The organism is Rothia sp. 27098_8_27 (assembly GCF_041432805.1).
GTDB classification, from domain to species: Bacteria; Actinomycetota; Actinomycetes; order Actinomycetales; family Micrococcaceae; genus Rothia; species Rothia mucilaginosa.
Window position 1 is genome coordinate 668,274 of sequence record NZ_JAPWAJ010000001.1, and the last position, 13,007, is coordinate 681,280.

The 13,007-nt window shown below is 59.2% G+C and carries 10 protein-coding genes; 7 read left to right on the forward strand and 3 right to left on the reverse strand.

The features are described from left to right. Positions 1 to 327 precede the first annotated feature (327 nt). On the forward strand, positions 328 to 1,713 hold the full coding sequence (gene lpdA, locus O3675_RS02470; protein ID WP_044145795.1) for a dihydrolipoyl dehydrogenase: 1,386 nt from the start codon (positions 328 to 330) through the stop codon (positions 1,711 to 1,713). 191 nt (positions 1,714 to 1,904) lie between these two features. Further along, a complete protein-coding gene (sucB, locus tag O3675_RS02475) occupies positions 1,905 to 3,572 on the forward strand; it encodes a 2-oxoglutarate dehydrogenase, E2 component, dihydrolipoamide succinyltransferase (protein ID WP_371570744.1) in 1,668 nt (555 codons plus the stop codon). A 174-nt stretch (positions 3,573 to 3,746) separates the two neighbouring features. Here the strand turns inward: sucB and O3675_RS02480 are convergent, their stop codons facing one another. Further along, the gene (locus O3675_RS02480; RefSeq protein WP_371570746.1) at positions 3,747 to 5,447 is read right to left on the reverse strand and encodes a peptidase; all 1,701 of its coding nucleotides are present in this window, start codon (positions 5,445 to 5,447) and stop codon (positions 3,747 to 3,749) included. 105 nt (positions 5,448 to 5,552) lie between these two features. Between O3675_RS02480 and lipB the strand changes: the two genes are divergently transcribed. The 5 genes from lipB to budA all read left to right on the forward strand — a co-directional run bounded on the left by lipB (position 5,553) and on the right by budA (position 11,597). Then, positions 5,553 to 6,332, forward strand: a complete 780-nt coding sequence (lipB, locus tag O3675_RS02485; protein ID WP_371570748.1) for a lipoyl(octanoyl) transferase LipB — start codon at positions 5,553 to 5,555, stop codon at positions 6,330 to 6,332. A gap of 164 nt (positions 6,333 to 6,496) precedes the next feature. Continuing rightward, positions 6,497 to 7,504: a lipoyl synthase gene (lipA, locus tag O3675_RS02490; RefSeq protein ID WP_005505472.1), complete on the forward strand. Its 1,008-nt coding sequence runs from the start codon at positions 6,497 to 6,499 to the stop codon at positions 7,502 to 7,504. Positions 7,505 to 7,713: 209 nt separating this feature from the next. Continuing rightward, on the forward strand, positions 7,714 to 8,430 hold the full coding sequence (locus tag O3675_RS02495; RefSeq protein WP_005505470.1) for a DUF4191 domain-containing protein: 717 nt from the start codon (positions 7,714 to 7,716) through the stop codon (positions 8,428 to 8,430). Between the two features lie 349 nt (positions 8,431 to 8,779). Then, entirely contained in the window at positions 8,780 to 10,204 is a 1,425-nt protein-coding gene (gene glnA, locus O3675_RS02500; RefSeq protein ID WP_371570751.1) for a type I glutamate--ammonia ligase, read from the forward strand. 643 nt (positions 10,205 to 10,847) lie between these two features. Next, positions 10,848 to 11,597, forward strand: a complete 750-nt coding sequence (gene budA / locus O3675_RS02505) for an acetolactate decarboxylase (protein ID WP_049352570.1) — start codon at positions 10,848 to 10,850, stop codon at positions 11,595 to 11,597. Positions 11,598 to 11,724: 127 nt separating this feature from the next. Here the strand turns inward: budA and O3675_RS02510 are convergent, their stop codons facing one another. After that, positions 11,725 to 12,153 carry an HIT family protein gene (locus O3675_RS02510; protein WP_371570753.1) on the reverse strand — a complete coding sequence of 143 codons (429 nt, stop codon included), beginning with the start codon at positions 12,151 to 12,153 and terminating at the stop codon, positions 11,725 to 11,727. Between the two features lie 53 nt (positions 12,154 to 12,206). Beyond that, positions 12,207 to 12,884 (reverse strand): MBL fold metallo-hydrolase, encoded by a 678-nt coding sequence (locus O3675_RS02515; protein WP_005505455.1) that lies wholly within the window; start codon positions 12,882 to 12,884, stop codon positions 12,207 to 12,209. Between the last annotated feature and the right edge of the window lie 123 nt (positions 12,885 to 13,007).

Here is a 13,007-nt window from a genome sequence, read left to right on the forward strand (position 1 = left end):
TGTTCTTGATTGGTTCTGTTCTTGACCGGTTCTGTGCGACCGCTGTGGTGATCCTGCCATCTGACTGTTCCCTGCCATCTGACTGTTCTATGACGCGCCGCTTTTCTTGAGTTGTGAAAAATTTGGGGTGTTTGGGTGATTAATCGGCTAAAACCGCCCTGAGTGAACTTAAACGACCGTCAACGGGGGTATTGTTGTATTAAGTGTTTTTCTGCGTACGCGGAGGGGCGCGCGATTTTTCGAGCTCGCGGGCCTTTCGCGCATGCTGGGAAACCTACCAATAAATTGGTAAAGAACTCATTGCAGGGGTCTTTAGCCCCAACAACTATGCAAGGGAGCAATATCGTGGCTCAAGAATTCGACATCCTCATCCTCGGCGGCGGTTCCGCTGGCTACTCTGCAGCTATTCGCGCACGCCAGCTAGGCTTCACCGTCGGCCTGATCGAGAAGGAAAAGGTCGGCGGCACCTGCCTGCACACCGGCTGTATCCCCACCAAGGCGTACCTGCACGCTGCTGAGCTGGCTGAAGAGGCACGCGAGGCGTCCAAGGTTGGCGTTAACGCTGTGCTGCAGTCCATCGAAATGGGCAAGGTTCGCGATTACAAGGACGGCATCGTCTCCGGTAAGTTCAAGGGTCTTGCAGGCCTGCTGAAGATGAAGGGCGTAGAGGTTATCCCCGGCGAGGGTAAGCTGACCGCTCAGGACACCATCACCGTCGGTGGTGTTGAGTACAAGGGTAAGAACATTATCCTGGCATCCGGCTCGGTCTCCAAGACCTTCGGTCTGCCCATTGAGGGTCGCGTTCTGACCTCCACTGAGGCACTGGAGATGGACTACCTGCCCAAGAGCGCTATCGTGCTCGGCGGCGGCGTGATTGGTTGCGAGTTCGCATCCATGTGGAACGCTATGGGCGTTGACGTCACCATCATCGAGGGCCTGCCGAACCTGGTTCCCAACGAGGACCCGGCAATCATCAAGGTTCTGGAGCGTGCGTTCAAGAAGCGCGGCATCAAGTTCAACACCGGCACCCTCTTCGAGAAGGTTGAGCAGGACGCTAACGGTGCTAAGGTCACCCTGGCTGACGGCAAGGTCTTCGAGGCAGAGATCGTTCTGGTTGCTGTTGGTCGTGGCCCGAACACCGCAAACATGGGCTACGAGGAGCAGGGCATCCCCATGGATCGCGGCTTCGTCCTGGCTAACGAGCGCCTGCACACCGGCGTTGGCAACATCTACGCTGTTGGCGACATCGTCCCCGGTGTTCAGCTGGCTCACCGCGGTTACCAGCAGGGTATCTTCGTTGCTGAGGAAATCGCTGGCCTGAACCCCTCCATCGTTGAAGACGTGAACATCCCCAAGGTCACCTTCTGTGACCCGGAGATCGCTTCCGTTGGTTACTCCGAGCCCAAGGCTAAGGAGAAGTTCGGCGCTGAGAACGTTGAGACCGCTGAGTACAACCTGGCTGGTAACGGTAAGTCCGCTATCCTCGGTGCTACCGGTATTGTGAAGGTTGTCCGCCAGAAGGACGGCCCCATCGTTGGTGTTCACGCTATTGGTAAGCGCATGGGTGAGCAGATTGGTGAGGCTCAGATGTGGGTTGCTTGGGAAGCATTCCCCGAGGACGTCGCTAAGTTCATCCACGCACACCCGACTCAGAACGAGTCCCTGGGTGAGGCTGCAATGGTCCTGAACGGCACCCCGCTGCACAGCGCATAAATTTTGCTGACTGGCGTTAGCGCGTCAGCTTAGTATTGACGACCGTTGGTCGTTAGCGGTTGCCGGGCGTATCCGCTGAACAACGCCCCTATCCGGATGCGCGTCGACGTGCTTTGACGCATACGGCGCGCATCCGGGTCGCCGCTCACATTTTTCTAGTTCAAGCATTCACAAGGAGAACGGGAAAGATTATGTCCCACACCGTAGTACTGCCCGCACTGGGCGAGTCCGTGACCGAGGGTACCGTTACCCGCTGGCTCGTTGAGGTCGGCGACACCATTGAGGTTGACGCACCCCTGGTTGAGGTTTCCACCGACAAGGTTGACACCGAGGTCCCCTCCCCCGTAGCCGGCGTTGTTGAGCAGATTCTCGTCCCCGAGGACGAGGACGTCGAGGTTGGCGCTGCTCTGGCTATCATTGGCGACGGTTCCGGCGCTGCTGCACCGGCTGCTCCCGCAGCTGCTGCTGCACCTGCAGCTCCCGCTCCGGTTGCTGAGGCTCCCGCTGCACCCGCTGCTGCTCCTGCTGCTCCCGCCGCTGGCTCCGCTTCCGGCACCGAGGTTCTGCTGCCCGCTCTGGGCGAGTCCGTCACCGAGGGCACCGTTACCCGCTGGCTGAAGGAAGTTGGCGAGCAGGTTGAGGTTGACGAGCCCCTGGTTGAGGTTTCCACCGACAAGGTTGACACCGAGGTTCCCTCCCCCGTAGCAGGTACCCTGCTCGAGATCCGCATCCCCGAGGATGAGGACGCAGAGGTTGGCCAGGTTCTGGCTATCATCGGCGACGCTTCCGCTGCTGCTGCACCGGCTGCTCCCGCTCCGGTTGCTGAGGCTCCCGCAGCTCCTGCAGCACCCGCTGCTGCTCCGGCTGCTCCTGCAGCTCCCGCTGCACCTGCAGCTCCGGTAGCTGCTGAGGGCGAAGCATACGTGACCCCGCTGGTCCGTAAGCTCGCTAAGGACAACGGCATCGACCTGTCCACCGTCAAGGGCACCGGTGTTGGTGGCCGCATCCGCAAGCAGGATGTTCAGGCTGCTATCGCTGCTAAGGGTTCCGCTGCTCCCGCCGCTGCTGCACCCGCTGCAGCTGCTGCTCCGGCTGCTGGTTCCGCAAAGGCACCGCACACCTTCGAGGTTTCCCCCAAGCGTGGCACCGTCGAGAAGACCGCACGTATCCGCCAGGTTATTGCAAAGCGTATGCGTGAGTCCCTGGACATCTCCACCCAGCTGACCCAGGTCACCGAGGTTGACGTGACCCGCATCGTTCAGCTGCGTGCAAAGGCTAAGGACGGCTTCGCTGCTCGTGAGGGCGCTAAGCTGACCTTCCTGCCCTTCTTCGTCCAGGCATCCGCTGAGGCTCTGCAGCAGCACCCCGCTCTGAACGCTTCCATGACCGAAGACTACAAGCAGATCACTTACCACGGCTCCGAGAACATCGCTATTGCTGTGGACACCCCCAAGGGTCTGCTGGTTCCCGTCATCAAGAACGCTTCTGACCTGGGCATTGCTGGCCTGGCAAAGGCTATTGGCGACCTGGGTGGCCGTGCACGTACCGGCGACATCTCCCCCGAGGAGCTGTCGGGTTCGACCTTCACCATCACCAACATTGGTTCCTTCGGTGCACTGTTCGACACCCCGATCATCAACCAGCCGAACGTTGCAATCCTCGGTACCGGTTCCATCGTGAAGCGCCCCATGGTTGTTAAGGATGTTGACGGTAACGACGTTATCGCTATCCGCTCCATGTGCTACCTGTCCCTCACCTACGATCACCGCGTGGTCGACGGTGCGGACGCTGGTCGCTTCCTGCACACCCTCAAGACCCGCCTGGAGGAGGCAAACTTCGAGTCTGAGCTGGGCCTCTAAGACCTGCATAGATTCAAGGAAGTTTCCTTGTGGCGGTGCCCTGATGGGTAACCGAGTGTAGCTCTCCGGGTTTTCCCGAACAGCGAGCAAAAAGGCGGCGGTTCCATCCACTTCGGTGGGTGGGGCCGCCGCCTTTTGTTGTGTCCGCGTTTCTACGGTGTCAGCTACGCGGCGTCAGCTAGCCGGTACGGGTTCAGCGCGGGCTATCTCCCAGCCTTTCTCACCGCGGTGCAGGTCGAAGATGACTTTCTGGCGGGTGACGCCGTTTTCTTCGCTGAGTTTACGGGCTTCCTGCTCGGTTTTATCGGCGCGGTAGCCGGGTGCGGAGACTACCGCCATCACGCGGATGTTCTCGCTGTCGCGGCTGAGTTCTTCGGCGGTGTCGACAGTGAGCTCTGCGCCGCCTCGGGCACGGCGTTCTTGGTTTCGCTGGTCGATGAGTGCGCGTAGGATCTGATCGCCCTGCACAGTCTGATTCTGTTCTTCCGTGCCGCCGGGCGCCTGCTCCCCCGCTACGTTCACAGATTGAGCGGATACGGGCTGTGCCGTTGCCGGGGCGTTCTGCCCGTAGAGGGTGAACCCGAGAGGCAGCGCAATAACCCCCAGCGCGAGCGCGGCGAGCCCCAGGCGCGCGGAGGGGCGGGCGAAAGCACCGCGTAGCGCCGCAAGGCGGGATGAGCCTGTCGCTTCTGCGTTCTTTCCGGCATCTGCATTCTTCGGAGCGGGTGCACTCTTTGCAGGGCTCAATGCGGAGCTCGCCACAGGGCTCAACGGCATAGAGCCTGCGGCAGCTGCCGGCTTCTTCACGCCCGGTTTCTTCATGCGAGGCAAACGTTCCGCCAGGTAGCGTTGCGCCTTCTGCATCTTTGAGAGCTTCTGTACCGGCGCGGGCTCCACAGCTGCGGGAATGAGGGCGCGGGCTCGTTCTGAACAGCTCAGGTAGACATTGAGCGGGCGAGGCGGCACCTCCTCCGCCAGGGCGACCACGGAGCTGAGCCCTGCGAGCGCCGCCTCCTGGGCGGGTGCGTTCAGCAGGTATTCGAGGGCTCTGCCGAGGCGCTCAATCCACTCGCTACTGGGTGCCCCATCGGTTGCGGTGTCGGCGGCTCCCATGCGCTGTGAATCCATGCGCAGTGAGAGAGGTACGCGGGCGGCTGAGGGTTCCGGCGCGTGCCCGCAGGCAGCTTGCCAGAGCAGGGCTGCTGCGGAGCGTGCGTAGTTGCCCTGAGCGGCGGTGAGCTGTTCTCCGTCTTGAGGGGCCGCTTCACGGTAGACAGCGTCAGGTAGCAGGAGTTTGGGCACTCCGGCGGCGCTCAGCGCAATGTATTCGGCGCTTAGTTCGGCGCGCCCCTCCCCTACCTTTTTGAGGCTGTCGAGCGCCCGGTGCAGGGTTCGTGCCAGGGTCATGAGCTCGGCGGGTGCCAGGGTGCGAGCGCGCAGAAGCTTGTCGAGGGTGCCCGCGTCGAGAGGCTCGTACCAGAGGCACAGCTGATCGGCGCTATCGGCGCTCTCACCAGTAACGGCGTGGAGCCTGGCGAGTCCGGGCGCATTACGTAGGGCCGCGGCTACCTGCGGGGTCTGGGCGTGCCTCTGAGCGGATGCATCCGTGTTTTCCTCGAATCCGTACCCGTTGGCTGCCGCGCGCAGAGTGGGCGCGACAGGAGCCAGCTGGGTGGAGGGAGCTGCCGGGGCGGAGGGGTCTAGCGGGGTGGGCTGAGAAATGGTGCGCAGGGTGTAGCGTCCGGGGTGCACGGAGGGTAGGGAACGTGCGGTGGGTGCGCTCTCGGTGGTTCCACCCCGGTACTCGACAATCTGCAGGGTGGGCAGAGCCGGGTTGGCGATGCTTTCCAGAACGTGTGCTTCTTTGCTTCTCATACCATTATGTTATCAAATAACACCAAATAATATGTTTAGACTTGATAAAACACCATAAATAAACCATACAACCCTAAAATCAACACTCGGAATATTCACCCCGGCATGCCACCACATCCGCCCGTAACATTCCTACATGTTCGCTCATCACGTGATTCAGGGCGCCCTAATTTTCTTCCCTCCACCAGCAGTACTAAGGTAGAAAGTATGTCTGTGACGATTGAACGCGTGGGCTTCGCCCCGAACTATGTGAACTATGTTGAGTGCCTGGACAAGCAGTACCGCATCCACGATGAGGTGGCTAACCGCACCCGCCAGAATACGATTCTTCTACTTGAGCACGAGGCAGTGATTACCGCCGGTAAACGCACCGAAGACCACGAGTACCCCGCAGACAAGTCCACCCCCGTCGTCAAGATTGACCGCGGCGGCAAGCTGACCTGGCACGGCCCCGGCCAGCTGACTGCTTACCCGATTCTGCGTCTGCCCGAGCCCATCGACGTGGTGGCGTATGTTCGCATCGTTGAGGAAATCATCATTAACGTCCTGGCCGGCCTGGGCATTAAGGGTGAGCGCGTTGAGGGCCGTAGCGGCGTGTGGATTCTGGGCGACGGAATCACCCAGGACAAGAAGATCGCGGCACTGGGCATGCGCGTTTCCCGTAACACCACCATGCACGGCTTTGCGATTAACTGCTGCAACGACACCGCGCCTTTCCAGCAGTTCATTCCCTGCGGTATTAGCGATGCGGGTGTTACCACTATTTCGGAGCAGCTGGGCCGCACCGTCACCCCCGCCGATATTTTGGAGCCGCTGGAGGCGGAGCTTCTGAAGTACCAGGACCGCCTGGCGGAGTCTTTCGAGCCCATTGCGGCGCAGGACTAAACGCAGGGTTAGACGCAGTCAAGAAGCATCGAGCAGGCCGTACACGTAACGCGTCCGGCTTTGTTCGTCATATACGAAAACCAGTTTCACCTACGCCTGAGCGGGCGTAAAATAGAAGATGGCCCACCTGCACAGAGGGCACATCTAGACCAAGGAGAAGACTTTTGAGCACCGCACCTGAAGGACGCAAGCTACTGCGTGTGGAGGCCCGCAACGCTGAGGTTCCCATTGAGAAGAAGCCTCACTGGATTAAGACCAAGGCTATTGTCGGCCCCGAATACAACGAGATGCGTGAGCTGGCTCGCGGTCAGGGCCTGCACACCGTGTGTGAAGAAGCTGGCTGCCCCAATATCTACGAGTGCTGGGAAGACCGTGAGGCAACCTACCTGATTGGTGGCTCCGAGTGCACCCGTCGTTGCGACTTCTGCAATATTGCGACCGGCAAGCCCGTCGCTGTTGACTACGCTGAGCCGTTCAAGGTTGCTAAGAACGTGAAGGTCATGGGTCTGCGTTACGCAACCGTGACCGGTGTTGCTCGTGACGATCTGGAAGACGGCGGTGCGTGGCTGTACGCAGAGACCACCCGTCAGATTCACAAGATGTGCCCGAACACCGGCGTTGAGATGCTCGTCCCCGACTTCAAGGGTGTTCCCGAGCATGTTCAGAAGGTGATTGACGCTAAGCCTGAGGTGTTCGCGCACAACCTGGAGACCGTCCCCCGTATCTTCCGTCAGATTCGCCCGGCGTTCCGTTACGAGCGTTCCCTGGATGTTATTACCCAGGCTAAGGAAGGCGGCATGGTCACCAAGTCCAACCTGATTCTGGGTATGGGCGAGACGGACGACGAGATTTACGAGGCGCTGTGCGATTTGCACGATGCTGGTTGTGACATCATTACCCTCACCCAGTACCTGCGCCCCGGCCCGCTCTTCCACCCGATTGAGCGTTGGGTGAAGCCGCAGCAGTTCGTGGATTTCGCGAACATGGCTGAGGAGATTGGTTTCGCTGGCGTTATGGCGGGCCCGATGGTTCGTTCTTCGTACCGTGCAGGTCGCCTGTGGGCTCGTGCAATGCGTAAGAACGGCTACCCGATCCCTGAGAACCTTGCCCACATTGAGGGTGAGGGTGCAGCCCTGCAGGAAGCCTCCTCCCTGGTGGCTGCGGGCTACTAAGCCTTTTCAGAATCTTTCTGAGAGCGTTGAGGCTCCTCGAACCCGGTGTTCGTCCGGTGTTCGGGGAGCCTCCCCTTATGCCCCGCCCCTTGTGCGGGTAGGGTAAACTAGAAAAATTGCAGGCATACACTGCATCGTTACGTCACTATGGTTCCGTGAGCGTTTGAGGCGCTTCTCGGGGCCGCGGAAGAACCAGCCGAGGAAGAATCGTGGCAGATAAGCGCGAAGAGAAGAAAAAGAAGAAGGAACGCACTCCGGGCACTTTCGCCCAGATGAAGCAGGTCTACCAGATGACCAAGAAGTCCGACCCGAATATCGGTTGGATTCTGAGTCTGTCGGCTCTGGGTACCCTTTTGGTTTTCCTCCTCATCGGTATTGCCCTGGGTAACTGGATTACTTTCCTGATTCTGGGTCTGGGCGTTGCCGCTATTGTGGCGATGCTTCTGCTGGGTCGCCGCGCGCAGACTGCGGCTTTTGCTCAGATTGAGAACCAGCCCGGTCGTAGTGGTGCGGCGATGAACTCGGTGCGCCGCGGTTGGATTGTTGAGGAGCAGCCTGTTGCTGCGAACCGCAACCAGGATCTGGTGTTCCGTGCGCTGGGCCGTCCCGGTATTGTGCTGGTGACCGAGGGCCCTCACAGCCGCGTGAACTCGCTGGTGAACACTGAGAAGAAGCACCTGGCTCGTGTGGCTCCCGGTGTGCCGGTTCACGTGATTGAGACCGGTCACGATGAGGGTCAGGTTGAGCTCAAGGACGTTGTGAAGACCATGAATAAGCTGCCGAAGGCTCTGACTCAGCAGGAGATGCAGGTTGTTTCGGGTCGTCTGAGCACCTTGAACACGATGCGTAACCCGATGAATGGTCTGCCGAAGGGTGTTGACCCGATGCGTGCTCGCCCCGACCGTCGTGCGATGCGCGGCCGCTAAGCGAGACGCCGATATAAGGTTTTGAAGGCTCCGGCTCTTCCCGTGTGGGAAGGGTCGGGGCCTTTTGTTACGCCCAGTTATTGCGCTGCTGCTGGCATTGATATTGGCTTTGCTACTGGCTCTGCTGAGGGCGTTAGCATCTGCACTGTGTTTCGTGAGGCAACGTAGATGTAACTCCTTTCCAGGATTTGTAACATTACCGAAACACGATAGTCACGCACGCGCAAAAAATAACCACTATGCTTGATATGTCACAGGGTTTTGCCCGCGGCCAAAAACTAAACCAAAGACTGAATGTGATGAGGGAAGATACCCTCCTGCACCGTCAGTCGAACAAGGAGCAGTCCTCATGTTTACCAGCCCCCAGGAAGTTCTCGACTTTATCAAGAACGAAGAAGTAGTCTTCGTTGATATCCGATTCACCGACATGCCCGGCGTGCAGCAGCACTTCAACCTGCCCGCTAAGGCGATTGATGACGATTTCTTCGTCAACGGCCAGCTTTTTGATGGCTCCTCCATTCGCGGCTTCCAGGGCATTGCAGAGTCCGACATGCAGCTGATTCCCGACGTTCAGTCTGCGTACGTTGACCCCTTCCGCATTGAGAAGACCCTGGTCATCATCTGCTCCATCGTGAACCCCCGCACCGGCGAGCCCTACCACCGTGACCCCCGCGGCGTCGCTGAGCGTGCCGAGGCGTACCTGCAGTCCACCGGCATTGCAGACACCGCGTTCTTCGCATCCGAGGCTGAATTCTTCGTCTTCGAGGATGTCCGCTACCAGGTCGAGCCGAACTCCGTATTCTTCAAGATCGACTCCGATGAGGCTCCCTGGAACACCGGCCGCAAGGAAGAGGGCGGCAACCTGGGCAACAAGACCCCCATCAAGGGCGGCTACTTCCCCGTCTCCCCCGTCGACAAGCAGGCTGACCTGCGTGACGCAATGTGCGTAGCAATGGACAAGGTTGGCCTTGAGGTTGAGCGTAGCCACCACGAGGTGGGCGCAGCCGGCCAGGCAGAAATCAACTACAAGTTCGACACCCTCACCAAGGCTGCTGACGACCTGCTGAAGTTTAAGTACGTCATCAAGGGCACCGCAGACGCATGGGGCAAGTCCGTAACCTTCATGCCTAAGCCCGTGTTCGGTGACAACGGCTCCGGTATGCACTGCCACCAGTCGCTGTGGCAGGACGGCGAGCCCCTCTTCTACGATGAGCGCGGCTACGCTAACCTCTCTGACACCGCACGTTGGTACATTGGCGGTCTGATTGAGCACTCCTCCGCTGTTCTGGCGTTCACCAACCCGACCGTGAACTCTTACAAGCGTCTGGTTCCCGGCTACGAGGCTCCCATCAACATGGTGTACTCGCAGGGTAACCGTTCCGCCGGTATCCGCATCCCGATTACCGGCACCAACCCGAAGGCTAAGCGTCTGGAGTTCCGTGCACCGGACCCCTCCGCTAACCCCTATTTCGCGTTTGCTGCTCAGCTGATGGCTGGTCTGGACGGTATCCGTAACCGCATTGAGCCGCCGGCACCGATCGACAAGGATCTGTACGAGCTGCCCGCTGAAGAGGCTAAGGACATCAAGAAGGCTCCGGCTAACCTGGAGGAGGCTCTGGCGGCTCTGGAGGCTGACCACGACTTCCTGCTCGAGGGCGGCGTCTTCACCGAGGACCTGATTCAGGCGTGGATTGACTACAAGCGTAAGAACGAGCTGGAGCCGCTCTCGCTGGTTCCGCACCCGCTTGAGTACCAGCTGTACTACGGCGTCTAATTCGCTGGCGTCTCATCTTTCCTTCTGAGCTTTGCCCCGCACCCGCACTGAGGTAAGTTGCGGGATGGGTTCTGGGGTAAGTTCTAGATAACAGGCAACGGCCTATACGTTCCTTGGGAGCGTATAGGCCGTTGTTGTGTTTTCTGCTGGGTTTCTGCGGGGCGCAGGGTCACCGGACTATTTTGGTGACGGTTCGTGTCTAATATTTTTTCTGCCTCGATGAGCCTCGTGCGTCTTAGTTGCGCTTAGAGCGGCTCTAAGGGCTAAGCTGTTGGTGCTGGCGTTCCCTCCCTTTTTGTCGTGCAACCGGAGGGAACGCCAGTCTATTTTTATGCCCTCGCGTTGCTTGCGGTATATCAGCCGCGCTAAGTCAGCCGCACTTGGGTAATTCACGCCAGGGTGATCCGTTCAAGGGTCACATCATAAGATGTCGTACCCGCTAGTCCCGGGGTTCTTCCTGCACAGGCGTACAATGAAAGTGCGTGCGCCCGGCCGGCGGCACCTACGAATTCCGCGAGAAACGACTCCACAACGCCGTGTTCTCCCCACCGCCCTTCATACTTTCAGCATCTGCTGGGGCGAGTATCGCCGATGACCGACCGACCCGTCTGACGCCGCATCCACTGTAACGAGGAGAAATCTCATGGCATATCAGCCGACCATCCTAAACGGTGAAACTGTTTTCCGTAACGAAGTTTTTCAGACCGGCCTCATGTCCCAGCTGCTGGACGGCATCTACGATGGCGAGATGACCATCGGTGAGCTCCTGAGCCACGGCAACTTCGGTGTGGGTACCTTCAACGGCCTCGACGGCGAAATGGTCGTCCTCGACGGCGTCTGCTACCAGGTACGCCACGACGGCTCCGTATCTCTGCCCGACCTGCGTCAGCAGACCCCCTACGCCGTGGTCACCAACTTCGTGCCCATGATTAAGCGCGAACTACCGCAGAACCTGCTACGTAAGTCTGCCTCACAGATTCTGGATGACTTCACCGTCTCCAAGAACTACATGTACGCCATCAAAATTTACGGCGAGTTCGAATGGGTCCGCACCCGCACCGTCATCAAGCAGGAGAAGCCCTACCCGAAGATGGTTGCGGCCACCGAGAACGAGGACATTGTCCAGTTCGATAACGTAACCGGCACGATTGTTGGCTTCCGCACCCCGATCTACGAGCAGGGCATCTCGGTCCCCGGCTGCCACGCTCACTTTATCGATGATGAGCGCGTTCAGGGCGGCCACGTGGTCGACTTCAAGCTGCGCTCCGCAAAGGTCGAGATTTGCCCCGGTACCGGCCTGCAGCTGCACCTGCCGCTAACCCCCGAGTTCTCCTCCGCTAACCTCTCCCCTGAGGACCTAGCTGACCAGATCTCCAAGGCTGAAAAGCACTAAGCTTCTTTCCCACCGGGATATAGCAACGGGATATATTAACGAAGGAGCCGCCCTCTACAGTTCTGTAGAGGGCGGCTCCTTCGTGTTTATACGCGCTGTCGTGTTTATACGCGCTGGAAAGGGCGCTTTACGCCTCCGGCACGAACTCGCCGTGGCCGCGCTCGCGCAGGGCGGCACGCACCTTCTCAGCGGTCGCATCCAGCTCTTCGGCGGTAGCATCCTTCTTCGCGTTGGCGGGATCGTAGTCAGCCATGCCGTCAGCCGGGAACAGGTGGATGTGGGTGTGCGGAACGTCGAAGCCCGCAATCATCAGAGCCACACGGTCCTTATCAAACGCCTGATCCAGGGCACCAGAAATCTTGTGCGCCACAGCGAACAGGTGCGCAGCCAGCTCAGCCGGCAGGTCGGGCCAACGGTCAATCTCCGCGCGGGGCACAAGCAACAGGTGACCTTCCGACAGGGGCATGATGTCCAGGAAGGCGACGCAATGCTCGTCCTTCCAGACGAAGCGGCCGGGAATCTCGCCCTCAATAATCTTAGTAAAAATCGTGCTCACAATGCTCTCCTTCATGCGCCGTCATCGGCGCGTTTGAAGCTCAGTGGTCAGGCTTACGCCTCAACCTCAATGCTCTCACCGGGGTTCAGGTGCTTCAGCTCAGTGCCGTACTTCGCGCCGAAGTTCGTCACCAGACCCTCAATAATGCCGGTGCCGTTCTGGTTAATCATGCCATTGTGAATCGGAACCACACGCTGAGCGCCGGTCGCAATCACAAAATCAATGACTTCCTGAACCTTCGACCAGGGCGCGTGAATCGGCACCAGAACGGTATTCGCACGCACGCGGTGAGGAACCACCAGCGAGTCACCCGGGTGGTACAAGGCACCGTTAATCAGGTAACCGACATTGGCGATGGTCTGAATCAGCGGGTGAATCAGGGCGTGCTGACCGCCGTAGGTCTTCACCTCAAAACCGGGGATGCTGAACTCAGAATCAGAGGAAACAACGGTAACCTCGGCAGCGGGCACAGCCTCCTTAATGACCTGGGCAACAGCCTCGGGAGCCCAAATCTTCAACGGGGTCTGCGACTCGGCACGCTGAGCAATCAGCGGCAGCACCGACGGGCCGTCAAAATGGTCCGGATGCGCGTGGGTCACGAACAGGTAATCGGCGCCTTCCAGCGCGGTGGCGTGTTCGCCTTCTGCAGCAAAGTTGCCGGGGTCAAGAACGAGGGTGCGCCCCTCATTCTCAAGGCGGATACATGAGTGGGTGTACTTCGTCATTTTCATAGTTTTAGTCTACCGTTAACCCTCATTCGTGCCTGTTGATGACTTCAATTTTTGAGATAAAGCGCAAATCAACCACCTTTTGAACGCCTCTAGTGTAAAGTCGTAAGACAAGATCGACCACAC

Coding starts and splice junctions, on each gene's coding strand:
- O3675_RS02480 (WP_371570746.1), bottom strand. CDS start 5,447: ATGAGAAGCAAAGAAGCACACGTTCTGGAAAGCATCGCCAACCCGGCT.
- glnA (WP_371570751.1), top strand. CDS start 8,780: ATGTTTACCAGCCCCCAGGAAGTTCTCGACTTTATCAAGAACGAAGAA.
- sucB (WP_371570744.1), top strand. CDS start 1,905: ATGTCCCACACCGTAGTACTGCCCGCACTGGGCGAGTCCGTGACCGAG.
- lpdA (WP_044145795.1), top strand. CDS start 328: ATGCAAGGGAGCAATATCGTGGCTCAAGAATTCGACATCCTCATCCTC.
- O3675_RS02515 (WP_005505455.1), bottom strand. CDS start 12,884: ATGAAAATGACGAAGTACACCCACTCATGTATCCGCCTTGAGAATGAG.
- lipB (WP_371570748.1), top strand. CDS start 5,553: ATGCCACCACATCCGCCCGTAACATTCCTACATGTTCGCTCATCACGT.
- budA (WP_049352570.1), top strand. CDS start 10,848: ATGGCATATCAGCCGACCATCCTAAACGGTGAAACTGTTTTCCGTAAC.